General features: G+C 61.0%; 29 protein-coding genes. 24 read left to right on the plus strand and 5 right to left on the minus strand.

The window, feature by feature from the left end; translation table 11 throughout:
* Window positions 1-7 precede the first annotated feature (7 nt).
* On the minus strand, window positions 8-877 hold the full coding sequence (gene motA / locus Q7V31_RS14680) for a flagellar motor stator protein MotA (protein ID WP_304735355.1): 870 nt from the start codon (window positions 875-877) through the stop codon (window positions 8-10).
* A 279-nt stretch (window positions 878-1,156) separates the two neighbouring features.
* Between motA and Q7V31_RS14685 the strand changes: the two genes are divergently transcribed.
* Window positions 1,157-1,675, plus strand: coding sequence for a flavin reductase family protein (locus Q7V31_RS14685; RefSeq protein ID WP_304735356.1), 519 nt, complete (start codon window positions 1,157-1,159; stop codon window positions 1,673-1,675).
* A 16-nt stretch (window positions 1,676-1,691) separates the two neighbouring features.
* Here Q7V31_RS14685 and Q7V31_RS14690 read toward each other — a convergent pair whose 3' ends face one another.
* The gene (locus Q7V31_RS14690) at window positions 1,692-2,192 is read right to left on the minus strand and encodes a MarR family winged helix-turn-helix transcriptional regulator (protein WP_304735358.1); all 501 of its coding nucleotides are present in this window, start codon (window positions 2,190-2,192) and stop codon (window positions 1,692-1,694) included.
* A 249-nt stretch (window positions 2,193-2,441) separates the two neighbouring features.
* Between Q7V31_RS14690 and Q7V31_RS14695 the strand changes: the two genes are divergently transcribed.
* From Q7V31_RS14695 to Q7V31_RS14725, 7 genes are all read left to right on the plus strand, one after another.
* Complete coding sequence (locus tag Q7V31_RS14695) at window positions 2,442-3,200, plus strand: MotA/TolQ/ExbB proton channel family protein (protein ID WP_304735360.1); 759 nt, start codon at window positions 2,442-2,444, stop codon at window positions 3,198-3,200.
* 22 nt (window positions 3,201-3,222) lie between these two features.
* Entirely contained in the window at window positions 3,223-3,630 is a 408-nt protein-coding gene (locus Q7V31_RS14700; RefSeq protein ID WP_304735361.1) for a biopolymer transporter ExbD, read from the plus strand.
* Complete coding sequence (locus Q7V31_RS14705; RefSeq protein ID WP_304735362.1) at window positions 3,627-4,031, plus strand: biopolymer transporter ExbD; 405 nt, start codon at window positions 3,627-3,629, stop codon at window positions 4,029-4,031. Before Q7V31_RS14700 ends, Q7V31_RS14705 begins: the two co-directional genes overlap by 4 nt.
* A 2-nt stretch (window positions 4,032-4,033) precedes the next feature.
* The gene (locus Q7V31_RS14710) at window positions 4,034-4,867 is read left to right on the plus strand and encodes a hypothetical protein (RefSeq protein WP_304735363.1); all 834 of its coding nucleotides are present in this window, start codon (window positions 4,034-4,036) and stop codon (window positions 4,865-4,867) included.
* A gap of 64 nt (window positions 4,868-4,931) precedes the next feature.
* Window positions 4,932-5,801: an NAD(P)-dependent oxidoreductase gene (locus Q7V31_RS14715; protein ID WP_304735364.1), complete on the plus strand. Its 870-nt coding sequence runs from the start codon at window positions 4,932-4,934 to the stop codon at window positions 5,799-5,801.
* Window positions 5,798-6,946: a type III PLP-dependent enzyme gene (locus Q7V31_RS14720; RefSeq protein WP_304735365.1), complete on the plus strand. Its 1,149-nt coding sequence runs from the start codon at window positions 5,798-5,800 to the stop codon at window positions 6,944-6,946. Before Q7V31_RS14715 ends, Q7V31_RS14720 begins: the two co-directional genes overlap by 4 nt.
* Window positions 6,947-7,062: 116 nt before the next feature.
* Window positions 7,063-7,518 carry a TetR/AcrR family transcriptional regulator gene (locus tag Q7V31_RS14725; protein ID WP_304735367.1) on the plus strand — a complete coding sequence of 152 codons (456 nt, stop codon included), beginning with the start codon at window positions 7,063-7,065 and terminating at the stop codon, window positions 7,516-7,518.
* Here the strand turns inward: Q7V31_RS14725 and hemB are convergent.
* Window positions 7,515-8,522 (minus strand): porphobilinogen synthase, encoded by a 1,008-nt coding sequence (gene hemB, locus Q7V31_RS14730; RefSeq protein ID WP_304735369.1) that lies wholly within the window; start codon window positions 8,520-8,522, stop codon window positions 7,515-7,517. The two genes, Q7V31_RS14725 and hemB, sit on opposite strands and share 4 nt — an antisense overlap.
* A 138-nt stretch (window positions 8,523-8,660) precedes the next feature.
* Between hemB and Q7V31_RS14735 the strand changes: the two genes are divergently transcribed.
* From Q7V31_RS14735 to ldtR, 4 genes are all read left to right on the plus strand, one after another.
* Window positions 8,661-9,800: an isobutyryl-CoA dehydrogenase gene (locus Q7V31_RS14735; RefSeq protein WP_304735371.1), complete on the plus strand. Its 1,140-nt coding sequence runs from the start codon at window positions 8,661-8,663 to the stop codon at window positions 9,798-9,800.
* A gap of 2 nt (window positions 9,801-9,802) precedes the next feature.
* Window positions 9,803-10,843, plus strand: a complete 1,041-nt coding sequence (locus Q7V31_RS14740) for an enoyl-CoA hydratase/isomerase family protein (RefSeq protein ID WP_304735373.1) — start codon at window positions 9,803-9,805, stop codon at window positions 10,841-10,843.
* 21 nt (window positions 10,844-10,864) lie between these two features.
* A complete protein-coding gene (mmsB, locus tag Q7V31_RS14745) occupies window positions 10,865-11,755 on the plus strand; it encodes a 3-hydroxyisobutyrate dehydrogenase (RefSeq protein ID WP_304735374.1) in 891 nt (296 codons plus the stop codon).
* 146 nt (window positions 11,756-11,901) lie between these two features.
* Complete coding sequence (gene ldtR / locus Q7V31_RS14750; RefSeq protein WP_370690676.1) at window positions 11,902-12,408, plus strand: transcriptional regulator LdtR; 507 nt, start codon at window positions 11,902-11,904, stop codon at window positions 12,406-12,408.
* A 26-nt stretch (window positions 12,409-12,434) separates the two neighbouring features.
* Here the strand turns inward: ldtR and Q7V31_RS14755 are convergent, their stop codons facing one another.
* On the minus strand, window positions 12,435-13,229 hold the full coding sequence (locus Q7V31_RS14755) for a DUF1295 domain-containing protein (protein WP_304735376.1): 795 nt from the start codon (window positions 13,227-13,229) through the stop codon (window positions 12,435-12,437).
* Between the two features lie 165 nt (window positions 13,230-13,394).
* Here Q7V31_RS14755 and Q7V31_RS14760 point away from each other — a divergent pair, with 165 nt between their 5' ends.
* The 4 genes from Q7V31_RS14760 to Q7V31_RS14775 all read left to right on the plus strand — a co-directional run bounded on the left by Q7V31_RS14760 (window position 13,395) and on the right by Q7V31_RS14775 (window position 17,136).
* Complete coding sequence (locus tag Q7V31_RS14760) at window positions 13,395-14,687, plus strand: murein L,D-transpeptidase (RefSeq protein WP_304735377.1); 1,293 nt, start codon at window positions 13,395-13,397, stop codon at window positions 14,685-14,687.
* A gap of 26 nt (window positions 14,688-14,713) precedes the next feature.
* Complete coding sequence (locus Q7V31_RS14765; protein ID WP_304735378.1) at window positions 14,714-15,490, plus strand: glycerophosphodiester phosphodiesterase; 777 nt, start codon at window positions 14,714-14,716, stop codon at window positions 15,488-15,490.
* Window positions 15,491-15,635: 145 nt separating this feature from the next.
* On the plus strand, window positions 15,636-16,847 hold the full coding sequence (gene hemA, locus Q7V31_RS14770) for a 5-aminolevulinate synthase (RefSeq protein WP_304736021.1): 1,212 nt from the start codon (window positions 15,636-15,638) through the stop codon (window positions 16,845-16,847).
* The gene (locus Q7V31_RS14775) at window positions 16,837-17,136 is read left to right on the plus strand and encodes a hypothetical protein (RefSeq protein ID WP_304735380.1); all 300 of its coding nucleotides are present in this window, start codon (window positions 16,837-16,839) and stop codon (window positions 17,134-17,136) included. Before hemA ends, Q7V31_RS14775 begins: the two co-directional genes overlap by 11 nt.
* A gap of 8 nt (window positions 17,137-17,144) precedes the next feature.
* Here Q7V31_RS14775 and Q7V31_RS14780 read toward each other — a convergent pair whose 3' ends face one another.
* Window positions 17,145-17,606: a MucR family transcriptional regulator gene (locus tag Q7V31_RS14780; protein ID WP_304735382.1), complete on the minus strand. Its 462-nt coding sequence runs from the start codon at window positions 17,604-17,606 to the stop codon at window positions 17,145-17,147.
* Between the two features lie 437 nt (window positions 17,607-18,043).
* Between Q7V31_RS14780 and glyA the strand changes: the two genes are divergently transcribed.
* Genes glyA through thiL form a run of 8 tightly spaced genes read left to right on the plus strand, consistent with a single transcriptional unit; the run spans window position 18,044 to window position 24,807 of the window.
* Window positions 18,044-19,360 carry a serine hydroxymethyltransferase gene (glyA, locus tag Q7V31_RS14785; RefSeq protein ID WP_304735384.1) on the plus strand — a complete coding sequence of 439 codons (1,317 nt, stop codon included), beginning with the start codon at window positions 18,044-18,046 and terminating at the stop codon, window positions 19,358-19,360.
* A 48-nt stretch (window positions 19,361-19,408) separates the two neighbouring features.
* Window positions 19,409-19,888, plus strand: coding sequence for a transcriptional regulator NrdR (gene nrdR / locus Q7V31_RS14790; RefSeq protein ID WP_304735386.1), 480 nt, complete (start codon window positions 19,409-19,411; stop codon window positions 19,886-19,888).
* A 35-nt stretch (window positions 19,889-19,923) separates the two neighbouring features.
* Window positions 19,924-21,042 (plus strand): bifunctional diaminohydroxyphosphoribosylaminopyrimidine deaminase/5-amino-6-(5-phosphoribosylamino)uracil reductase RibD, encoded by a 1,119-nt coding sequence (ribD, locus tag Q7V31_RS14795; protein WP_304735388.1) that lies wholly within the window; start codon window positions 19,924-19,926, stop codon window positions 21,040-21,042.
* 6 nt (window positions 21,043-21,048) lie between these two features.
* On the plus strand, window positions 21,049-21,678 hold the full coding sequence (locus tag Q7V31_RS14800) for a riboflavin synthase (protein WP_304735390.1): 630 nt from the start codon (window positions 21,049-21,051) through the stop codon (window positions 21,676-21,678).
* Between the two features lie 5 nt (window positions 21,679-21,683).
* A complete protein-coding gene (ribB, locus tag Q7V31_RS14805; protein ID WP_304735392.1) occupies window positions 21,684-22,838 on the plus strand; it encodes a 3,4-dihydroxy-2-butanone-4-phosphate synthase in 1,155 nt (384 codons plus the stop codon).
* Window positions 22,832-23,293, plus strand: a complete 462-nt coding sequence (gene ribH, locus Q7V31_RS14810) for a 6,7-dimethyl-8-ribityllumazine synthase (protein ID WP_304736023.1) — start codon at window positions 22,832-22,834, stop codon at window positions 23,291-23,293. Before ribB ends, ribH begins: the two co-directional genes overlap by 7 nt.
* 19 nt (window positions 23,294-23,312) lie before the next feature.
* Entirely contained in the window at window positions 23,313-23,828 is a 516-nt protein-coding gene (nusB, locus tag Q7V31_RS14815; protein WP_304735394.1) for a transcription antitermination factor NusB, read from the plus strand.
* Complete coding sequence (gene thiL / locus Q7V31_RS14820; RefSeq protein WP_304735396.1) at window positions 23,806-24,807, plus strand: thiamine-phosphate kinase; 1,002 nt, start codon at window positions 23,806-23,808, stop codon at window positions 24,805-24,807. Before nusB ends, thiL begins: the two co-directional genes overlap by 23 nt.
* Window positions 24,808-24,931 lie beyond the last annotated feature (124 nt).

The raw sequence follows: 24,931 nt of genomic DNA on the forward strand, positions 1-24,931 counted from the left end.
CGCCGCGTCAGCCGGCGGTGCCGGGCTGCAGCGAAGCCGTGGACTGCTCGACCTCAATGAAGGTCGGCCGCACTTCCGACATCAAGGCCTTGCGCGCGAATTCGATGGAAACGGCAGGTGCGTAGCCGGCCATGTGGGCGAGCAGGCCCGCTTTCATCGACAAGTAGTATTTCGCTTCGGCCTCATAGGTGTTGCGCAGCGACTGGGCCATCGGTCCGAAAAAGCCGTAAGCGACAAAAACACCGAGGAAGGTGCCGACAAGGGCGCCGCCGATCAGGCCACCCAGGATTTCGGGCGGCTGGTCGATTGAGCCCATGGTCTTGATGACGCCGAGCACGGCGGCAACGATTCCGAGGGCGGGGGTGCCGTCGGCCAGCGCCTGCATGGCGCTGACGATGCGTTCTCGTTCCTGATGGTGGGTTTCGAGTTCTTCGTCCATCAGCGATTCAAGCTCATGGGCGTTCTCGGTGCCGAGCGTGATCATGCGCAGATAGTCGCACATGAATTCGACCGCATGTTTGTCGGCGGCGAAGCGTGGAAACTGACCGAAGAGCGACGATTCGCCGGGGTTCTCGACATGGGCTTCGAGGGCGAGGTTGCCCTTGCCCTTGGCAAGTTTGAAGAGCGTATATTGCAGGCCGAGCAGTTCGAGGAAAGAGGCCTTGTCGTAGCGCGGGCCTTTCATCAGCGAGGTGAGGACGCCGCCAGTGGCCTTCAGCACCGAGGGCGGATTGGCAATGAAGTAAGCGCCGAGCGCGGCACCAAGAATGATGACGGCTTCAAAGGGCTGCCACAGCACTTCGAGGTGTCCGCCCATCGCGGCATAGCCACCGAAGACACTCAACAGAACCACTACGATGCCGACAATGAGCCGCATTTGCCCCAGCACTCTCTTCTACGTTAACGCCCCCGCAGACCTGCCGGGATGCAGGCCAGCCCCGCCTTCGCGCACATTCTTGCGGGGTCGGCCTTAACAGCGGGTTTAACCAAAAGGATTTGCGCCAAAAATCAGGTGTTTTGCGGCCAATCATGGTTGCATGGCCTTGTGGGTTTGGCTTAAACCGGGCCGAGGTCCAGCGGCGGGCGTTAACGTGTCGTTGACAAAGGGCGTGGCGGCGATGCGCTGCGACCTGGTGACAGCGAAGAGAGATCGGCCATGACAGAGACTGAGGGCGCGGAAACCACAGCGACTCCCGCCCACGACGCAAGGCGGTTCCGCGATGCGCTGGGCTGGTTCACGACCGGTGTGGCGGTGGTCACAACACGCCTTCCGGGCGGCGCGCCGATCGGCATTACCGTCAACTCGTTTTCATCCGTCTCGCTCGATCCGCCGCTCGTACTCTGGTGCCTCGACAAGAAGTCGGACACGCTGTCGGCTTTTGCCGTTTCGACGCATTTTACGGTCAATGTGCTGCGCGAGGAGCATCAGGAGATTTCCTCGCGGTTGTCGCGCAAGGGCGATCACAGCCTGACGGGGCTTGCCGTCGTCGAGCGCAAGAGCGGATGTCCGGCGCTCAAGGAAGCACTCGCCCATTTCGAGTGCGAAGTCGAGGCGCGGCACGATGCCGGAGATCACGTGATCATGATCGGGCGGGTGCTAAATTTCGATTACGCCAAGGACGGGCGGCCGCTGCTCTATCATCGCGGCGGCTATCAGATGCTGCCGCCGCTCTAAGCGCGTGACTTTGCCGTCAGATGCCGGATTTCTTGCGATCGCTCTTGTCGAGCGTCGAGAGATTGTCGCGCATACGTTCAAGGCCGCTCAGCATCGTCAAATAGTCCTTGCGGTCGATACCTTCGATTGCGGCACCGTGAATGGCGACGTAGTGCGTTTCCCCGACATGTTTGTTGGCGTGGAGCAGCGGCGTCAGGAAGATACATTTGGCGCGACCGTCGGTCGGGTGAGTTCGCCGTTCGACGAGACCCATCGCCTCGAGCTCGGCGACATAAATGCCGACGGAAACCTTGTGAATGCTGAGCGCGTTGGCAAGTTCGGTCTGGGTCTGGCCATCACGCTGCAACAATTCGATGACGATGCGGGTCTGGTTGCGTGTCAGCCCCGTGCGGCGGTCGTAAATTTCAGCCAGCAGCGTTCCAAGGTTTTGAATGACTTCGAGAAAATGGCGGGGCGAAAGCGACTCGTCGACCGTCGCTTCCGGCTGCGGCACGATGCCGATTCTTGCTTGCGACATGTCTCTCTGCCCCTTCGATCATCGCCGCTTCGATACCTGCATAGTGAGGGTATCGAAGCGGCGAGGCCACGGAATTTACACCAAACCAAAAAAATGATGCCATGCCGCGCTTGATCGCTTGACGGCTCGGCCCGGCGGTGATTTCGTAAATGAAGTTTACTAAAATGCGCCGCCGGCGTCACGCTTTTTTGCGGATGGCGGGCGTAGTCGCCGCAGGTCGCGTACCTGTTCAGTCGGAGGAGTTCGAGAATGCCTGAGGAAATGCCCGCAACTGTCGAGGCCACCGTCGATAGTGGCGAAGCGGCCGTGACGGGCGCCGCCGAAATCATCGCCGAGGCCGGGGGTGCCGAGGCGTGGTATTCGCTGGGATCGCTGCTCGACAAAGGCGGCCCGATCGTCGCCATTCTGCTGGTGTTGTCCGTCATCTCGGCGGCAATTATTCTGCTCAAGATATTCCAGTTCTGGTCGGCCGGGCTGTCGCGCCGAAGCTTTGTGGATCCGGCCGTTGACCGGATCGAAGCGGGCGACGCGGCCGGTGCGCTCGACATACTGCGCAAGCACAAGACGCCGCTTGCCCGCGCCATGGCGGCGGGTGTGCGCGCCAAAGTGCGCGGCGATTTGCGCGATGAAGACGTGGCGGCTGAAATCAATCGTGTCGGCGCAATGGAACTGGGCGCCCTGCAGCGGTATCTGCGGTGGCTCGAGGTGATCGGCAATATCTCGCCGCTGCTCGGACTGCTCGGTACCGTGATCGGCATGATCCAGGCCTTCCAGCGGCTTGAGGAGGCAGGGTCCCAGGTCGATCCGGCGCTTCTTTCTGGCGGCATCTGGGTCGCGTTGCTGACCACGGCGGTGGGTCTGATCGTGGCGCTGCCGGCGATCACCGCACTCAACCTTCTTGAGGGCAAGATCGACCAGGTGCGGCTGTCGATGCGCGACGCTTCGGCGCGTGTGATCGCGGCGCTGCACGCCCGGCCAGGAGCGTCTGCGGCGAAGGCCGCGAAATAGGACGAACGGGGAGCCAACGCTCATGTTCGACGAGCCCGCACGCAGGCGAAATATGGCCAGCCTGACGCCGCTGATCGATGTCGTGTTTTTGCTGCTGATTTTTTTCATGCTGACGACATCGTTTCTCAAGACGCAGTCGCTGTCTGTGGTGACGCCGGCGCCGAATGCATCTGAACTGCCGACCGACGCACGGGTGGTGGAAATCTGGTTGATGGGCGACGGCACGCTGCGCGTCGACGGAACGCCGGTCGAGCGGGCGAATCTGACCGAGGCCGTCAAGGCGGGGATTGGTGGCCGCAAGGATATGACCGTGACGATCCTGGCTGAGAGCGGGTCACGAACGCAGGCATTCGTTTCCGCCATTGAAGCGGCGCGACAGGCCGGGGCCCGCGATGTCGGCACAGCGCGTGTGGAGAAAATCACACCATGACCGAACTCGATCAGGACCCGCCGCGCCGCCAGTTCGAGACGTTGATCCCGCTTATCAATGTCGTGTTTCTGTTGCTGATCTTTTTCTTGCTGGCAGGGACGATGACACCGGCCGACAATGTGGCGGTGAAGCTGCCGATCGGCGCGCTCAACGACAGCGAACGCGACATGCCTGCGACGCTGCTTGTCGAGGCGGACGGGTTTGTCTGGCTTGGCGATCGGCCAATCGACCCCAAGATCGTCGAACAGGCGCTCAAGGAATATCTCGCCGACAAGGGCATGGAGCGCGTGGCCGTCAAGGCCGATGCGGAAGCACCTGCCGAGGCGTTGCTGTTGTTGATGGAAGCGCTGCGAAAAGTAGGTGTGCAGCAGGTGACGATCGTGACCGAGAGAGGCCGGTAACGATGGCGACGACGATGCAAGGCGGGATGCCCGCCGCGATGGAAGGCCGCCGCTTTGAATTGCGGACCTTCATTCTTGTGTCGATCCTTATTCACGCGCTGCTCTTTTTTGTGATGCTTCTGACAGTTGGCGGCATTTTCGGCGGACCGGGTCCGGGTGGCGGCGATTCCGTGACTTTCCAGCTCTCGGCCGGTTTCGCCAATGATCGCTTTGCAGCGCCGCCAGAGCCTGTTGCCGAACCCGAGGTTCCGAAACCCGAACCTGTGGCCGTGCCGGCGCCAAAGCCGGAAGCGCCGCCGCGACGGTCCGAGGAAGCACCACCTCCGGAGGAAGAGGTCGAGGAAGTCGTCAATGTCGCGCAGGCCGGCGGCGGGGTCGATACCGGCCAGGCACTTGGCGCTGGCGGCGATGCATCCGAAACCGTGCTTAATCGCCAGGGCAATTCACTTTCAGCCGGACAAATCCGGGCGCAGGTTGTCGGTAAGACATTTCACCTCGAAATGGGGCGGCTCGACCAGCAGGGTACCAACCGCCTGTTCAATACCGTGATTCAACTGAATGCCGACGGCACAACCAATTTGACGCTGACCCAGTATTTTCACCGCATGTATCATTCGCAGGGCTCCGGCTCGCGCAGCCGTAGCGGACGCGGCACGTGGTGGATCGAAGGCAACCAATGGTGTCACAGTTCGAGCGAGATCCAGTATGGCACCAGCGATTGCTACGACATGACGATGGACGGCAATATCGTCCGGCTCTACTACGCACCCTGCACCGGCCGTTCTTCGCAGCTTTGCCGGACCGGGCGTATCGCCGCCGAAGGCGAAATTCGCTGACACTTCTTTGTGCTTTATCACCCGAGCCTGTTACATAGGCGGGCAACCAAGCGGGAGAAAAAGATTGGGCAGCGTCGCATTTCTTGGCCTCGGCGTGATGGGCTATCCGATGGCGGGCCACCTGAAGAAGGCCGGCCACGAGGTCACCGTTTACAATCGCACAGCGGAAAGAGCCGAACGCTGGATCACGCAGCATGGCGGCGCGCGGGCGGCGACGCCACGCGAGGCGGCGGCGGGGGCGGAGATTGTGTTTGCCTGTGTCGGCAATGACGACGATTTGCGCGAGGTGACATGCGGGTCCGACGGTGCCTTTGGCGGCATGGGACGAGATACGATTTTCGTCGATCACACGACGGCCTCGGCGACGATCGCGCGCGAGCTTCACGCGCTGGCGGCGGCGAAGGGGATCGGCTTTGTCGACGCGCCGGTTTCGGGCGGGCAGGCGGGCGCCGAAAACGGCGCGCTGACCGTGATGGCGGGCGGCGACGCGGCCGACTTCGCGAAGGCTGAGCCCGCGATCGCCGCCTATGCGCGGATGGCGCGGCTGATGGGACCGAGCGGGGCCGGGCAACTCACCAAGATGGTCAACCAGATTTGCATTGCAGGGCTCGTGGAAGGCCTTTCCGAAGGTATCCACTTCGCGAGGCGCGCGGGCCTCGACGCTGCCGCCGTTATCGAGGTGATCTCGAAGGGCGCGGCGCAGAGCTGGCAGATGGAAAATCGTTACAAGACGATGATAGAGGGAAAATTCGACCACGGGTTTGCGGTCGACTGGATGCGCAAGGATCTCGCCATCTGTCTTGACGAGGCGCGCAAGAACGGCGCGCATCTGCCGGTGACGGCAACGGTTGACCAGTTTTATTCAGAGGTGCAGGCGATGGGCGGCAAGCGTTGGGATACGTCGAGCCTGATTGCGCGCCTGGAGCGGAAATGAGCAGCGCCGCGCGCGAGCTGCGCTTTGCCTCCGTCGCCGATGTGATCGCCCGGCTCAATCCGTCCTATCCGGTGTTCTGCGTCTTTCCGGATGTGTTGCGGGCCCGGGCCCGGGAATTTGTCGACGGGTTTCCGGGCACGGTCCTTTATGCGGTCAAATGCAATCCGCACCCCTATGTCCTGAAAGCGCTATGGGAAGGCGGTGTCCGGCATTTCGACACAGCTTCGATTTTCGAGATCGCCAAAGTGACCGAGCAATTGCCGGAGGCACATTGCTATTTCAATCACCCGGTGAAGGGGCGCGGGGCGCTGGAAGCGGCAAGCGATGTTTACGGCCTCAAGGACTATGTGGTCGACACGTTCAGTGAACTCGACAAGGTGACCGAGATCGCCGGCACCGACATTACCGTCGAAGTCCGGATTGCGACGCCGAAGGGGAGCGCCGTTTATGATCTTTCATCGAAATTCGGCGCGGCGCCCGATGAAGCGGTTGCGTTGTTGACGGAGGCGTCGCGTCGCGGCTGCCGCACGGCCATCGCTTTTCATGTCGGCAGCCAGTGTCTCGACCCCGATGCCTATCGCGTGGCGATGGAAATGTCGGCGGACGTGGCCGCGCGGGCCGGCGTCAAACTCGAATATCTCGATGTCGGTGGCGGTTTTCCGGCGGTTTACAAAAAGGAGACGCCGCCGCTATCGGCCTATTTCGACGTTATCCGGGCGGCGTATGAGAGGCTCGGTCTCGATATTCCGCTTTTCGCCGAACCGGGGCGAGCGCTGGTGGCCGATGCCTGTTCGGTGTTGACGCAGGTGCATCTCAGGAAGGGTGACAGCCTTTATATCAATGACGGGATTTATGGATGTCTCTCCGAAGTTCGAGATGGCGACCTCGATCCGCCGGTTCGGGCGATCTCAAAGACAGGCCCGGTCGAAGGTCCCATGCAATCGTTCCGGATTTTCGGTCCGACCTGCGACAGTCTCGACGTTCTAAAACAGACTTTCGATTTGCCGGAATCCATCGGCGAGGGTGACTGGATCGAGTTCGGCCTGATGGGCGCCTATTCGATCGGCATGCAGACCGGCTTCAACGGTTTCGTTACCGATACGATCGTGCGTATCGACGGCGCTCAAAGCGGATTCGGTTCTTAACCAGTTTACAATTGTCCGTTCACTGATCGTTCTCAAATTAACGTTGACTTTTATGTTAACGATGATAACATGTCAATTATCGAGACAAATGGAGAACGCGAGAGCAGGGGGGCGACATGCGCGCGCGACTTCGGGGGCAGAAAACCTCATATCACCACGGCGATCTGAAGCGCGGGTTGATGGACGCAGCGATCACGCTGATCGATATACGCGGCCGGCATGCGTTGACCTTACGCGAAGCCGCACGCCGCGCCGGCGTTTCGGAAGCCGCGCCATACCGTCATTTCGCCAATCTCGACGAGCTGTTGGGGGCTGTGGCGCTGGAGGGCTACGAGATATTGATCGGCGATCTCGAAACCGCAACCAGCGCACGTTCCGTGCACGACGCCTATCTGGCCTTCGCCGAGGATTTTCCCGGCCGTTACGAGTTGATGTTCGGACGGCTGGGAGACCGCAAGGCCGCGGCCAAGCGGCGCAAGCTTGTCGAGGAAGTCGCCGATCTGACCGAAGAGGCCGGTGGTCTTGCGGCACTGCATGGCGCCGCATCGCTGCGGCTGGCCGGGCTCGGCTAGCGGGCGAGGAGCCTTGCCGCGTCGAGCGCGAAATAAGTGAGGATGCCATCGGCGCCGGCGCGCTTGAAGGCCATGAGGCTTTCGAGAATGACGCGATCGCGGTCGAACCAGCCACGTTCGATGGCACCGGCGATCATCGAATATTCGCCGGAAACCTGATAGGCGAAGGTCGGCATGCCAAATGCCGTTTTTACACGCGTCACGATGTCGAGATAGGGCAGGCCGGGTTTCACCATTACCATGTCGGCGCCCTCGGCGATGTCGAGCGCGACTTCGCGCAGCGCTTCATCGCCGTTTGCCGGATCCATCTGATAGGTGCGTTTGTCGCCTTTCAAGGCCCCGGACGAACCGATGGCGTCGCGGAAGGGGCCGTAAAAAGCCGATGCGTATTTGGCCGCATAGGACATGAGTTGCGTGTCGGTATGTCCCGCCGCTTCAAGCGCCGAACGAATTGCGCCGATACGGCCGTCCATCATGTCGGAAGGAGCGATAATGTCGCAACCGGCCTCGACCTGAACCAGCGCCTGGGCCACCAGTGCTTCAAGCGTTTCGTCGTTGAGGATGACGTCACCCTTCATCAGCCCGTCATGGCCGTGGCTGGTATAGGGGTCGAGCGCGACATCGCAGAGAACACCGATATTCGGCACCTCGGCCTTGATGGCGCGGGTGGCGCGGCAGACGAGATTTTCGGGATCGGTGGCGAGCGAGCCGGTTGCGTCGCGCTTCTCCGCCGCCGTGTAGGGGAAGAGGGCGATTACCGGAATGCCGAGCGATGCCGCTTCGGCGGCCGCACGTACCGCCTCGTCGACCGAGAGGCGGTAGACGCCCGGCATGGTGGAGACAGGTTCGCGCAGGCCCTTGCCTTCGGTCAGGAAAAGCGGCCAGAGCAGATCGTTCACCGAAAGCGCGCTTTCGGCGACGAGACGCCGCGACCAGTCGGCCTTGCGGTTGCGCCGCATGCGGATGGCGGGAAAGGCGGGGGCGGGGCTCTGCTTGTCGCTCATGCGCCACTCATAACGCCTGGGCGCGGCCGGTGCAATGTGACCTTACGCTGCGGCAAGGCGGGCGTTCGTTGACAGGGTTAAGGGGGGCGATTATCACCGCTTCGACGCCTTTCGGGCGCCGTTCGGGGAGGACGAAGGATGCGGTTCGAGCTGACCGAAGAACAGCAGGCATTTCAGGACGTGGCGCGCCAATTTGCGGCCGACGAACTGGCGCCATTCGCGGCCGACTGGGACCGGGACGCGTATTTTCCGGTCGAGACGATGCGCAAGGCGGCGGCGCTCGGCTTTGCCGGCATCTATGTGCGTGAGGATGTGGGCGGATCGGCGCTGACGCGGCTCGATGCCGCGCTCATATTCGAGGCGTTGTCCGAAGGCTGCACCTCCACCGCCGCATTCCTGTCGATCCATAACATGGCGTCGTGGATGATCGACCGTTTCGGCAATGATGCGCAGCGGCAGAAATGGCTGCCGAAGCTGACGCCGATGGAGCTGATCGCGAGTTACTGCCTGACCGAGCCGTCGAGCGGTTCGGATGCCGCATCGCTGAAGACGAAAGCGGTGCGCGACGGCGACCATTATGTGCTGAACGGCTCCAAGGCATTCATATCGGGTGCCGGCACCTCCGACATATATGTCTGCATGGTGCGTACCGGCGAGGCGGGGCCGAAAGGCGTATCGTGTCTTGTGGTCGAGAAGGGAACGCCAGGCCTGTCGTTTGGTGCGCCGGAGCGCAAGATGGGCTGGAACAGCCAACCGACGGCACAGGTCATTTTCGAAGACGCCCATGTGCCGGCGGCGAACCTGATCGGCGCGGAGGGCGAGGGCTTCAAGATCGCGATGATGGGGCTCGACGGCGGGCGTCTCAATATCGGCGCCTGTTCGCTCGGCACGGCGCGTGCGGCGCTGAAGCGCGCGCAGGACTATCTTGGCGAGCGCGAACAATTCGGCAAGAAGCTGTCGCAGTTTCAAGCCTTGCAGTTCAAGCTCGCCGATATGGCGACCGAACTCGAAGCAGCGCGGCTGATGATCATGCAGGCGGCGACCAAGGTTGACGCAAGGACGCCGGATGCGACGATGCATGCGGCGATGGCCAAGCGTTTTGCCACCGATGTCGGATTCAACGTCATCAACGAGGCGCTGCAGATCCATGGCGGTTATGGCTATCTGAAGGACTTCCCGCTGGAGCGGCATTTGCGCGATGCGCGGGTACATCAGATTCTCGAAGGCACCAACGAGATCATGCGCGTCATCATTGCGCGCGAGTTATTGAAAAGCTGAACATGAACGGGGAAGACGAAGTCTTGTTCGAGCGGCGCGGCGTTGCCGGGATCATCACGCTCAATCGTCCGAAAGCGCTCAACGCGTTGACGCTCGGGATGGTGCGGGCGATCCATCCGCAACTGATCGCATGGGCCGACGATCCTAAAATACATTGCGTCGTCATCGAGGCGGCGGGCGACAGGGCGTTTTGTGCCGGCGGCGACATTCGCGCGCTCTACGACTGGGGACAGGCAGGCGATCCGACGGCGCTCGATTTCTGGCGCGAAGAATACAAGCTCAACGTTTGTATCAAACGCTACCGCAAGCCCTATGTTTCCTTGATGGACGGGATCAATATGGGCGGTGGTGTCGGCGTCTCGGTGCATGGCTCGCACCGCGTGGCAACGGAGAACCTGACCTTTGCGATGCCGGAAACCGGGATCGGGCTCTTTCCGGATGTCGGGGGAACCTGGTTTCTGCCGCGCTGTCCGGGCGAGACGGGCATGTATCTCGGACTGACCGGAACAAGGCTGAAAGCTGCCGATGCGATTTATGCCGGTATCGCGGATGCCTATGTGCCGTCGGCAAGGCTCGATACGCTGAAGGACCGGCTGGCGGGCGGCGCCGATCCGCGTGTCGCGCTGCGCGAGGTCGCCGAGGAAGAAGGGCCGGCGCCGCTGGCGTCGATGCAAAAAGAGATCGGCGCACATTTCTCGAAGGGTTCCGTTGCGGAGGTCATTTCCTCGCTACGTGCCGACGGCGGCGAGTGGGCGACGAAAACGGCCGATACGATTGAAACGAAATCGCCGACGAGCACGCTGGTCGCGTTCCGGCAAATCCGCGAAGGCGGGGCACTCGATTTCGAAGATTGTATGAGGCTCGAATACCGGCTGATCGAGCGTTTCGTCAAAGGACATGATTTCTACGAGGGCGTGCGCGCTGTCGTGATCGACAAGGATCAGAAGCCGAAATGGAAGCCGGCGCGGCTCGCCGATATTGAAGCGGGCGATGTGGACGGATATTTTGCGCCGCTGGGCGCGGACGAGCTGACGCTTCCTTGAGAAGCGCCGAAGGAGGACGCGATGGCGAAGATCGGATTTGTCGGGCTTGGGAATATGGGTGCGCCGATGGCGCGCAATCTCGTCAAGGCGGGGCATCAGCTCAAGGTGTTCGACCTCAGCGAGACGGCGGTGGCAGGTCTTGTCGCCGCCGGTGCGACGCAGGCGGCGACCGCCAGCGACGCGGCGCGGGGCGTCGAATTCGTCATGACGATGCTGCCGGCCGGCGAGCATGTGCGCGCGGTCTACCGCGGTGAAGGTGGGCTGATTGCGGCCGCCGACAAGGGAACGCTTTTTATCGATTCATCGACGATTGACGTGCCGTCGGCGCGCGAGGCAATTGCCGCGGCCGAAGCGGCGGGCATGCAGATGATCGACGCGCCGGTGTCGGGTGGCGTCGGCGGCGCCGAGGCGGGTACGCTGACCTTCATGGTGGGGGGTAGCGACGATGCGTTCGGGAAGGCGAAGCCGTTGCTCGAAAAGATGGGCAAGAATATTTTTCATGCCGGCGCTGCCGGCAATGGGCAGGTCGCCAAGGTCTGCAACAACATGATCCTCGGTATTTCGATGATCGCCGTCTCAGAAGCCTTCGTGCTGGGCGAGAAGCTTGGTCTCGATGCGCAGACGCTGTTCGACATATCGTCGACCGCCTCCGGTCAATGCTGGTCGATGACATCCTATTGCCCGGTGCCGGGGCCCGTCCCGACATCACCGGCCAATCGCGGCTATGCGCCCGGTTTTACGGCGGCGATGATGCTGAAGGACTTGCGGCTTGCCCAGGACGCATCCAAGACAGCTCGAACGCCGACACCGCTCGGCGCACAGGCTGCGCAGCTTTATGCGTTGATGGAGGCGGCTGGCGAAGAAAATCTCGATTTCTCCGGTGTGATCAAATTGATCCGCGGTGAAATATAGTTTTAAGCATGTTTCCTTTGGACCGGCGCGGATCGTGGCCAGTTTAAGCCCTCATTAGGGTCGTGACGAATATGGTGGGGCAGAGCGAGCCAGAAGGCGCCGCTCTGATGCTGTTTCGCGCGAGTTCAAGGGCCAAACCCATGGGTATGACCAACGTCAAGACGACCGATGCCATTGCGGATCAGGAAGATTCGGGCCGGAAAGCCGCTTATCTCGAGGCGCTGACCTATGTGGAGCGTCTGCATCGTCGACTGCTCGATGTGATCAAGGATGAGCTCGACCGTATTCATGTCTCCGAGATCAACAGCGTACAGGCGCTGTTGCTGTTCAATATCGGCGATGCCGAGATGACCGCCGGGGAACTGCGGACGCGCGGTCATTACCTTGGTTCGAATGTTTCCTACAACCTCAAGAAGCTGGTCGAGGCCGGTTACATCCATCACCAGCGCTCACGCTCTGACCGGCGTTCCGTGCGCGTCAAGTTGACCGACAGGGGCCGTGCGATTTGCGCGGCCATCAACGACGTGTACCAGAAGCATTGCGCGATGATTGTCGATGTTGGCGATATCACGCCCGACGAGCTCCGACAGGTCAACGCAACCCTCTTCAAGCTCGAACGTTTCTGGACCGACCAGATCCGTTATCGCCTCTGAGCCATTATTCGGTTCGACAGCTTCGGTTATGGCTTCCGTTTGGGCGGCAGCGGAATGAAGCCGCTCGTTCGCGCGACATAATCGTCGTAGCCGGGGCGGGATTTCCTGAGGCCACGCTCCAGCAACGCCTTGCCGGAGACGTTGACGAGGAACCAGGTCATCAGCGCCGGGCCGAGCGCCGTCCACCAGAGCGAAGGAGTGGAAAACGCGATCACGAACAACCCCCACCAGACCAGCGCGTCGCCGAAATAGTTGGGGTGGCGCGTCCACGCCCAAAGGCCGCGATCCATCACCTTGCCCTTGTTGGCGGGATCGGCCTTGAAGGACATGAGTTGTGCATCGCCAATGCTTTCGAAGGCGAGGCCGGCCAACACCATCAGAGCGCCAATGACGTCAAACACCGTCAGATGGTCTGGCGCTTGTGCCATGATGCCGAACTGCACCGGCAGCGAGACGGCGAGCATGACGAGTGCCTGTAGGCCGAATACGACATAGAGGCTTTGCCACCAGAATGCGGAACCGCGCTTTGCGCGCATGGCGGCATAGCGCCTGTCTTCATGAGGTTCGCCGTGCCAGCGGATGAAAAGATAAAGCCCGAGGCGCAGGCCCCACAGGATCGTCAGTCCGGCGATGAGTGCCGAACGGACGCCATAGCCCGGATGGACGGCCCAAGTGACCAGCGCGATGACCGCGAAGCCGAGACCCCAGAAAATGTCGACAATGCCAGCGTCGCGCAGGGCAAGGCTGAGGGCCCAGATGGTCAGCATCAAGGCCAGAATGACCCCGGTATTGAGCACGAAAGTTGCAATTTGATCACTCATGGCAAAGAGACTGGCCGATTCCGGCCCAAACGGCCACAAATGTTGGTGTTTGCTGCTACATAATCTGGCGTTTCAACCGTGAGGTGGGGTGCCGATTTTGGGAACTGTCCCAAATTGGCAAGGCTGGGGCGGGACATTTCCAATCTCAACGGAGGGCATGAAGTCTTGAAGTGGGTATTCGGGGCATTTGCGTCACGATTTTCATTTCGTTCGGCTGCGCTACTCGCACTGCTTGGCGTGACAGGTGGCTCGGGAACGGCGTGGGCAGAGGCAGCCGCTCACTATGGGCAATCCGAGACCCATTGGGTCGACCCGTGGCAGGCCAACAGCGAGGTCGCGCCGGTGGCCGATCCGGTGCAGCGATCGGCCGCTCCGGTGCTTGCCGAAGACGGGCTGCTACCGCTGACCCAGGCGATCGCCATGTATCGCGAGATCGCCAGCTGGGGCGGCTGGGAGCGCGTACCGGCTGGCGAGCGGCTTGAGCCTGGCGTTCGCGATGCGCGCGTCGCGGCGGTCCGCACGCGTCTGCTGGCGGAGGGGGACATGGCGGTCTCGGATGGCGACGCCTTTCTCTACGACCAGACCGTTTTTGAAGGTGTGAAGCGATACCAGATGCGCAACGGGCTGGAGCCTGACGGCATTGTCGGGCGCCGTACCGTGGCGGCAATGAATGTGCCGGTCCATACGCGAATCCGTCAGCTTGAACTCAATGTTCGGCGTCTCAGCGATATCATTCCGAGGCTTGAGCCGCGCTATGTGTTCGTCAACATTGCCGGTCAGGAAGTCGAAGCGGTCAATAACGGCGTCGTCGAATTTCGCGAGCGCGTCATTGTCGGAACGCAGGGACGGCAAACGCCCGAGATCAACAGCAAGATCAATTCGATTACATTCAATCCCTATTGGTATGTGCCGAAGTCGATCGCGATGGCCGATATGCTGCCGAAGATCAGGGCCAATCCCGATTTTCTGAGGCGGCAGGGCATTCGTGTGTTGCAGGGTTGGGATGCGAATATCCGCGAACTCGACCCGCAGCAGATCGACTGGTCCAATCCACGCATCAACGAAGCCTACTATCTGCGGCAGGATCCGGGCCCCTACAATTCGCTCGGCACAGTGAAAATCAACTTCCCGAACAACCAGGCGATCTTCCTGCACGACACGCCGACACAGACACTGTTCGGCCGGCAAGAGCGCAATTTCAGCTCCGGTTGCGTGCGCGTCAGGAATGTGCGCGGGCTGGTAGCATGGCTGATGCAGGGCGACAATGCCGAGTGGAATAGCGGCCGCGTTGATCGGACGATTGATTCCCGGCAGTATCGCAATGCCTATCTGACGCAGACGGTACCGATCTATCTGGTATACCTGACGGCCTGGGTTGGCGATGATGGCGTCGTCAATTTCCGTGATGATGTCTATTCTCGAGATGGTAGCGTCAACACGAGTGCGCTTGAGAACTAGAAAATAGAAAAGACGCAGGCAAGAAAATGCGGCCGGCGAAATATCCCTATCTCGAACATGACGGGCTTTTGGCCTTTGCGCATCGTGGCGGTGCGGGGGCATGGCCGGAAAACACGATGCCGGCATTCCAGGGTGCGGTCGATCTCGGCTACCGTTATATCGAAACCGATGTTCATGCGACCCGCGACGGGGTGCTGCTGGCCTTTCATGACGACCAACTGGATCGCGTAACGGACCGAACCGGCATCATCGCCGATATGGACTATGCCGATGTGAAGGCAGCGCGGGTAGACGGACGGGAGCCGATCCCGTTGATGGCGGAATTGCTGTCGAGCTGGCCTGAGGTCAGAATCAATATCGATCCGAAGCGCGACAACGCGGCCGAGCCTCTAATTCACCTGCTGAAGGAAATGAAGTCTGTCGGACGCGTTTGTGTCAATTCTTTTTCCGGCAAGCGGACGGCGGCGATCCGGGAAGCACTTGGCCCCCGGCTCTGCACCGGCATGGGTCCGATGTCGACGGCCCGACTGCGTTTCTCCAGCCTGAGCGGGCCGTTGGGCTTTCTCTGGGGCGACTTTGTCGAGGGCTGCGCGCAAATTCCGGTGGCGCAGCATGGGATGAGGCTGATCGACCGGGCGATGATCGACCGCGCCCATGAGCTCAGCCTTCAAGTCCATGTCTGGACGATCGACGATCCAGCCGAAATGCGGAGATTGATCGACCTTGGCGTCGACGGATTGATGACCGACGACCCTGCCGTTTTGAAAGCGGTTCTCATCGAGCGCGGGCTTTGGCACTCGTAGACGAGCGGGGCTGGTCTTATGTATTTTCTGCGACAATTCGCATCTGGCTGGGCTGCGAGAGGCCACTAAGGTGTGCTAAACAGGAAGTGCTGGTTCCCCTACAGGAACAGTGCAGGATGGGATGCGGCCAATGAGCGTCGACGCCATGGACTATGAGAAAAAGCTGGCCGAGGCATTGCGTGCGGTGAAGGATGAGGGGCGCTATCGTGTCTTCGCCGACATTGTGCGCCATCGTGGTTCTTTTCCGCGCGCGACATTCCACACGCCCGATGGCAAGAAGGACATCGTCGTCTGGTGCTCTAACGATTATCTCGGTATGGGCCAGCATCCGGCCGTTCTTGAGGCCATGCACCGGGCGATCGACGAGGTTGGCGCGGGTTCGGGCGGCACGCGCAACATTTCCGGCACGACGCATTATCACGTCGAACTCGAACGCGAAATCGCCGACCTGCATCACAAGGAATCAGCGCTGCTCTTCACGTCGGGCTATGCGGCCAACGACGCGACGCTCTCGACGCTGGCGCGCATTCTCGGTGACTGCGTGATCATTTCCGACGAGATGAACCACGCATCAATGATCGAGGGCATTCGGCGTGGCGGCGGGCCAAAGCGGCTGTGGCGTCACAACGATCTCGCGCATCTTGAAATACTGTTGAGAGAAATCGATCCGGCGCAACCGAAGATTGTTGCCTTCGAATCCGTCTACTCGATGGATGGTGACATAGCGCCGATCGGCGAGATTTGCGATCTGGCGCGGAAATACAGCGCGTTGACTTATCTCGACGAGGTGCATGCTGTCGGGCTTTACGGGCCGCGTGGCGGCGGTATTGCCGAACGCGATGGTGTGCTCGACAAAGTTGACATTATCGAGGGCACACTGGCCAAGGGCTTCGGTGTGATGGGGGGCTATATCGCGGCATCGGCCGATCTGGTCGATGTGGTGCGGTCCTATGCCCCCGGATTCATCTTCTCGACGTCGCTGGCCCCGGTTCTGGTGGCGGGCGTGCTGGCTGCCGTGCGCCATCTCAAAACGAGCAATGCCGAGCGCGAACGGCACCAGGAGCGTGCGGCGACACTGCGCCGAATGCTGGCGGATGCGGGATTGCCGGTGATGTGGTGCGAGAGTCATATCGTGCCGGTCATGGTCGGCGACCCTGTTGTCTGCAAGCAGGTCAGCGATGATCTTTTGCAGGATCACGATATCTATGTGCAGCCGATCAACTATCCGACGGTGCCGCGCGGCACCGAACGGCTGCGGTTCACGCCTTGCCCGGTGCATACCGATGACATGATGCGTGACCTTGTAGAGGCGCTCGACCAGGTCTGGACGCGCCGCAAGATTCGGCGTGCCGCCTGATCGCTCCCATGATGAAGAAGCGGGCTCCAAAGACGGGGCCGGTGGGGTGCGCCGTGAGATCATTTTCGAATTCACACCGATCGGCGCCAGCGTCAAGGTGACGGCGGTGGACGTTACCAGTGGCCTTGAGGTGTCCGTCGTGGCGCCCTCATCGGCAGCTCGTACGGAACTTGAGCGCGTCGCGCTGCAAAAGCTGCGTTATATGCTTGGCCGGAAAGCGGACAAGCATATCGACAGGAAGAACCCAAGCGATCGGGAAGGGCCGGGGGGCGGCGGAATCGTCGTTTAGGGCGAAGGCTAGCGCGCCGCCCGTTTTTTCTTGCGTCCACGAGCCGGCGCTCCTGTGCCAACGCGGCCGAGGCCGATCTGTTTTGCGAGCTTCGATCGCTGCGCGGCATAATTCGGGGCGACCATCGGATAGTCGTGCGGCAACCCCCAACGAGCCCTGTATTCCTCCGGCGAAAGACTATACTGCGAGCGCAAATAGCGCTTCAGCATTTTGAGTTTCTTTCCGTCTTCAAGGCAAATTATGTAATCGGCGGTGACCGACTTCTTGACCGGAACAGCCGGGGTCAACTCCGTTTCCCTGTGGCCGCCACCGTGTTCGATATCCAGCAGGGTCGTATAGATCGTTCGGATGAGTGCGGGAAGATCGGTCGCAGCTACGGAATTATTGCTTACATAGGCGGAAACAATTTCGGTCGCCAAGCTCAACATTTCCGTCGCGTCAGGCAGGGGGGTAGGTTTGGTCTCGTTCATTCGAGCAATTTGCCTTATTGCGGAGGGTCGGCTGTCGTCTGTAATTGCGGCAGCATTAGCAGGCATCTTCTAGCGCGATACGGGCCGGTCAATCAAGGAGATCAAGCGTCTCTTCTATGATGAAATCCGCCTAAATTCCAACCGAACAAGGTGAATCGCGGAAAGGCGCGGCCGTTCGACCAGAGAATGACTTGGGCAACCAAGTAAACTTGCCATTTCTAGTCAACGTTACATGACGAGGGGCTGCGGCCATGGCCCGCCGCCAGCCTGATGCGGATTTCGACATGGCGACGCGTCGTCGGCAGGCGCCTGCAAATTTGTGGTGAATTGGCCCCATCCGACAATATGTGGTATTAGGCCCCATATCGATCCCCGGGCGGCCGAAGGGAGCGCGGACTTCCGCGGCCGCGAGTTCATCCGGAATAGAAGGTAGATTTATGTCATTGAGCAATACGGCTGCCGCACCGGGCGGCTTTTCCGGCTTTTTCACCGATGGGCTGGCGGTCGGCGATCCCGATATTTTCAAGGCGATCGAGTTGGAACTGGGCCGGCAGCAAACGCAAATCGAGTTGATCGCGTCAGAGAACATCGTTTCCCGTGCTGTGCTTGAGGCGCAGGGCTCGATCATGACCAACAAGTACGCCGAGGGGTATCCGGGCAAGCGCTACTATGGCGGCTGCGAGTTTGTCGACATGGCTGAAGAAATGGCGATTGAGCGCGCCAGAAAGCTCTTCGATTGTGCTTATGCCAATGTGCAGCCCAATTCGGGCTCGCAAGCCAATCAAGGCGTGATGATGGCTTTGCTGAAGCCTGGCGACACCATCATGGGGATGAGCCTTGCGGCCGGCGGTCACCTGACACACGGCGCGGCGCCCAATCAATCGGGAAAATGGTTCAACGCCGTTCAATACGGCGTTCGCCAGCAGGATCATTTGATCGACATGGATGAAGTGGCGACGCTCGCCAAAACGCATCGCCCGAAGATGATTATCGCTGGCGGATCGGCCTATCCGCGGGTGATCGATTTCAAGGCGTTTCGTGAGATCGCGGATGCAGTCGGCGCGTTTTTCATGGTCGACATGGCCCACTTCGCCGGTTTGGTTGCAGGCGGGGCCCATCCAAGCCCGCTGCCATTCGCCGATATTGTCACCACGACGACGCACAAGACGCTGCGCGGACCACGCGGCGGCATGATCCTCTCCAACAACGAAGATATAGGGAAGAAGATCAACTCGGCGATCTTCCCCGGCATTCAGGGCGGCCCGTTGATGCATGTCATAGCGGGCAAGGCTGTTGCGTTCGGTGAGGCGCTGCGCCCGGAATTCAAATCCTATGCCCGGGCGGTCGTCGAGAACGCCCGCACACTGGCGTCGACGCTTGTCGACGGCGGTGCGGCTATTGTGTCGGGTGGCACCGACACGCATCTGATGCTGGTCGATCTCCGCCCGAAGAAGTTGACAGGAAAAGTCGCAGAGGCAGCGCTGGAGCGGGCGCATATCACCTGCAACAAGAACGGTATTCCTTTCGATCCGGAAAAGCCAACCGTGACGTCGGGCGTCCGGCTCGGTACACCGGCCGGAACGACTCGCGGCTTCGGGGTCGCGGAATTTGCCACGGTCGGCCGCCTGATCATCGAAGTGCTGGACGGATTGGTGAAGAACGGCGAGGAAGGTAATGCGGGCGTCGAAGCGGATGTCCGGGCGCGCGTCGTCGAACTTTGCCGGCGCTTTCCAATCTATGGCGGTCCGAAGTAGGGGGGCCGCACAGGCGGCAGGCAATTCAAGTCAGGGGGCTGGCGGCGCATGCGTTGTCCATATTGCGGAAACGAAGATACACAGGTCAAGGACTCGCGTCCGACGGAAGACAATACGGCCATCAGACGACGGCGGTTCTGCACGGCGTGCGGCGGTCGGTTTACGACCTTTGAGCGGGTCCAGCTCCGTGAGTTGACAATCATTAAATCCAACGGACGAAGGGTGCCCTTCGATCGCGACAAACTCATGCGTTCCGTGCAAATCGCGATGCGGAAACGCCCGGTTGAGCAGGAGCGCATCGAGCGTATGGTAAGTGGTATCGTTCGACGTCTGGAAAGCATGGGCGAGAGCGAAATTCCGTCGGCGATGATAGGCCGGCTGGTGATGGAGGGTCTGATGTCCCTCGATGAAGTTGCCTATGTCCGCTTCGCCTCGGTCTACAAGAATTTCCGTGAGGCCAAGGACTTCGAGGAATTTTTGGGCGAACTCGGCGGCCCCATGCGCGACGAGGTCGATGACGACCGATGAGGTAGTGTCGCCTGGGTCCGCTTGCAGGAAATAAAATGAGCCGACCCGACGACACGCAATTCATGAAAATGGCGCTTATGCTCGCCGAGCGCGGGTTGGGGCAAGTTGCACCCAATCCGGCCGTCGGCTGTGTGATTGTGCGCGAGGTTGGCGGTATGCCCCGTGTCGTCGGTCGCGGCTGGACGCAGGACGGCGGGCGGCCGCATGCCGAGACGGAAGCACTGGGACGCGCCTGTGCGCTGGCGCGTGGTGCGACGGCTTATGTCAGCCTCGAGCCCTGCGCGCATCAGGGCAAGACCGGCCCCTGCGCTCAGGCGCTGATCGATGCCGGCGTTGCGCGGGTTGTCGGTGCTGTGAGCGATCCCAATCCGCTCGTCGCCGGCCGCGGCTTTGCAATGCTCGAGGCAGCAGGCGTCGCGGTTACCGAGAATGTGTGCGGTGACGAAGCACGCCATCTCAATGCGGGTTTCTTTCTGACCATGTCGGAGGAACGCCCGCTCGTCACCCTCAAGATTGCCAGTTCGCTCGACGGACGTAGCGCGACACATGACGGCCAAAGTCAGTGGATCACCGGTGAACGCGCGCGCAATCGGGGGCATCTGTTGCGGGCGACCCATGATGCGATCATGGTCGGCAGCGCAACAGCCGTCGTGGACGATCCTCAACTCACTTGCCGGTTGCCGGGGCTTGGCGGACGCTCTCCCGTTCGCATCGTGGCCGATGGCCGGCTCAGATTGCCGTTGACTTCGAAGCTGGTGCGCGATGCCCGAAAGACGCCTGTGTGGGTGCTCACGCTTCCGGGCGGTGACGATGCGAGACGCAAGGCGTTCGAGGATTGCGGCGTGATATTGATTGATGTTGCGCCGGGCGATGACGGATTGATGAATATGCGTGCGGCGCTCGAAAAAATTGCGGGGCGCGGCGTAACGCGGCTCCTTGTTGAAGGCGGTGCGCGGCTCGCTGCTTCGTTGATGCGGTCGCGGCTTGTCGACCGGATCGAGTGGTTTCAGTCGCCCAAGGTTATCGGTGGCGATGGCTACCCGGCGATCGCCGGGTTGGGGGTCAAACATGTTGACAACGCGCCGGTCTTCGCGCTGCGCGAGCTGATTTCGCTCGGCGAAGATTCGCTCGCCAGCTATGTGCTCCGGAGTTAGGCATTCATGTTCACGGGTATCGTCACCGATGTCGGCCGTATTCGCTCGCTGGAGAAGCGCGGCGATGTGCGCTTTGTGATCGGAACGGCTTATGAAGCCCTCAGCATTGACATTGGCGCCTCCATTGCCTGCTCCGGCTGCTGCCTTACGGTGGTCGAGAGGGGGCACGACAAGGATGGCAACTGGTTCGCCGTCGATGTGTCTGCAGAATCGCTCGATTGTACGACGCTTGGTCAATGGACGAATGGAACAAGGATCAATCTCGAGCGTGCGCTCAAGGCCGGCGATGAACTGGGTGGCCATATCGTCAGCGGTCATGTCGACGGCGTTGCGCGCATTGTCGATATCCGTCCGGACGGCGCTTCCCGGCGGTTTGTTTTCGAAGCGCCTGAAGCGCTGGGCAGGTTCATCGCCGCCAAAGGGTCGGTCACGCTGGACGGGACGTCGCTGACGGTCAATGAGGTCGAGGACGTGCCTGCCGCAGGGGCCGGCGTGCGCCGCACCCGCTTCGGCGTTAATATCATTCCGCATACCCAGGCCGTCACGACCTGGGGGATGGCGAATGCCGGCGATCCCGTTAATCTTGAAATCGATATGCTGGCCCGCTATGTGGCTCGCCTGGTTCAGAAGGATTGAGCATCGTGTACAAGGAATACCTCTCTCCGATCGAGGAAGTCATTGAAGATGCCCGTAATGGCAAGATGTTCATCCTTGTCGATGCGGAAGACCGCGAGAACGAGGGCGATCTCGTTATCCCGGCGCAGATGTGCACGCCAGAGGCCGTCAACTTCATGGCAAAGTATGGTCGAGGTCTGGTCTGTCTGACGCTGACCAGCGACCGAGCGAAGCAGCTCAACCTGCAGCTCATGTCGTCAACCAACCAGTCGCGCCACCAGACAGCCTTCACCGTTTCAATCGAAGCGCGCGAGGGAATTTCGACCGGCATTTCGGCGCATGACCGGGCTCATACCGTGTCGGTCGCGATTGACCCGACCAAGGGTGCGACGGACATTGTTTCGCCGGGTCACGTGTTTCCCTTGGTGGCGAAAGACGGCGGCGTGCTGGTGCGCGCAGGTCATACAGAATCGGCCGTCGACATCGCGCGTCTTGCCGGTCTTTACCCCGCAGGCGTCATCTGCGAAATCATGAATGACGACGGAACGATGGCGCGGTTGCCGGACCTCGTGCAGTTTGCACAACTTCACGGGCTGAAGATCGCGACCATCGCCGACCTCATCGCCTATCGCCGCCGCTACGACAATTTCATTCACCGGGCGATCGAAACAGAGGTCGATACCAAGGCCGGCGGCGAGTTCAAGCTGATGGTCTATCTCAACACGGTCGAATATGCTGAACATATCGCCCTCGTGAAGGGCGATATATCGACGCCCGAACCGGTGCTGGTGCGGATGCATGCCATCAATGTTTTCGACGACATTCTCGGGGCGACCGGACCGAGGTCGAGTCTCCTGGAACAGTCGATGAAAATTATTGACGAGGAAGGGCGCGGTATCATCGTCCTGATCCGGGACACGACCGCGACCGTCGTTTCGGACATGCTGTTGCGCAAGGGCGAGGGAGGCGAACAGGGTATGCCGCGCCGCTTGCGCGAATATGGCGTTGGCGCACAGATTTTGCTCGATCTCGGCGTCCATGACATGGTGTTGCTGTCCGATACGGATCGAAGCATCGTGGGTATCGACGGGTATGGATTGCGGATCGTCGACCAACGGCCTATCACAAAGGCTGGCGCAGGGGATGTGACAGCCCGGCGTACCAGGGAGACGGCATCTTGACGACGATCAATGCTCACATTCTGATCATCGAAGCGCGATTTTATGAGGATATCGCCGATGAGCTGGCGCGTGGCGCCATCTCAGCGATAGAGGCGCGCGGCGCGACATGGCAGCGTATCTCCGTGCCCGGCGTATTGGAGATTCCGGCAGCGATCAAATATGCGATCGATGCGATGGCACATGGCGCGTTCACCAAGGCTATCGATGGGTTTGTGACGTTGGGCTGTGTCATTCGCGGCGAGACGACGCATTACGATATTGTGTCGAACGAATCTGCACGTGCGCTTATGTACATCGCCGTCGATCGGTCGCTGGCACTCGGAAACGGAATTCAGACAGTCGAGAACGAGGCCCAAGCCTGGGCGCGGGCCAAGACGGACCAGAAGAATAAGGGCGGCGGCGCGGCCAACGCCTGCCTCGACATGATCGAACTCAAGCGCAGCATGGGGGCCTGAGCCGCGGCTCACGCAAAAAATGAACTCTGTGCCCGCACAACCAGCAACTGGCCAAAGCGTCGACTCGAAGGCGCGCAGTGCCGCGCGTCTTGGCGCCGTGCAGGCGCTCTATCAGATGGATGTGGCCAGCACACCGCTCGACGATGCAATTGACGAGTTCACGCAACACCGGCTTGGACAGCAGGTCGAGGATCAGGAGATCGTCGAAGCCGATAAGGCGCATTTCGACGACATTGTTCGCGGCGTGGTGCGCGAGCAACGCGAACTTGATGTTCAGGTCAATGGCGCTCTGGCGAAAGGCTGGTCGCTGGGTCGACTTGATGCGACGCTGCGCGCGATCCTCCGTTCGGGCACCTATGAGCTTCGGCGTTGCAAGGACGTGCCGGTAAAGGTCGTCATCAATGAGTATGTCGACGTGGCGCATGCGTTCTTCGAAGGCGACGAGCCCGGTGTCGTCAATGCCGTGCTTGATCGGCTCGGTCGCGAGATCAGGGGCGGTGCGGGAGCGGATCATGACACCGCCGGACAAGGCTGAGGCACCCGACGAATTCGCTCTGATAGCGGAACTTTTCGTACCGCTTGCGGCGTCGGCGCCGGAGGCGCTAGCCCTCAAAGACGATGCCGCGCTCTATACCGCCTCTCCCGGACATCAGACCGTGTTGACTGTCGACGCCATGGTCGAGGGCGTACATTTCCTTCCCGACGACCCGGCCGAGTGCGTGGCGCGCAAGCTACTGCGGGTGAACCTGTCGGACCTTGCGGCCAAGGGCGCGACACCGAAGGGCTATCTCCTCGTTACGGCCTGGCGCGAGGGGACGCCGCTGTCCTGGATGCGCGCATTTGCGACCGGTCTTGCCACCGATCAGCAGATCTTCGCAATTGCGCTCTGGGGTGGCGATACGGTGCGCACTCCCGGTCCACCAAGTTTCACGCTGACGGCCGTTGGCGAAGTGCCCGCCGGAACGATGCTGAAGCGCGGCGGCGCGCGCGTCGGCGACGGGATTTATGTGACCGGAACGATCGGCGATGCCGCACTCGGCCTCAAGGTCTTGCAGGGGGGTCTCGAAGGGCTGGACAGAGTGCGTCGAGACTGGCTGGCGGGCCGCTACAGGCTGCCGGAGCCGCGGATGGCTGCCGGCGGCGCGCTACGGGGCATCGCCAGTGGGGCGCTCGACGTCTCTGATGGGCTGATGGCTGATCTGGGGCATTTATGCGCCGTTTCGGGCGTCGGCGCCCGAATCGAGTTGGGGCGGGTACCGCTCTCCTCGGCGGCGCGGGCGGCGCTCGCGCTCGACGGAGGCCTTATCGAGGCAATTGCCGGTGGCGGTGACGATTACGAGATCCTGTTCGCCGCGGCGCCTGGCCGGGAGGTTGAGATTGCCGATATCGCGGCGGAAACGCGGACTCCGATTGTCAGGATCGGGACCGTTCTGCCCGCCGCCGAAGGTGTAAATCCGGTCGATGGGGCCGGCCGGCCGGTCGCCTTCAAGCATTTGGGATACCGTCATTTTTAGACGGTGGCCCTGGCCGGACGGGCGGTTGCTTTCCCATGCCGTATTTGGCATCTTTCCGCGCGATTTCTGCATTCGGCAGGGGGAGGGCTTCCGGCGCGCCCGCGCCGGAGATCGAATGGAAATT

Source organism: Parvibaculum sp. (genome assembly GCF_030651915.1).
In the GTDB taxonomy this organism is placed as follows: Bacteria; Pseudomonadota; Alphaproteobacteria; order Parvibaculales; family Parvibaculaceae; genus Parvibaculum.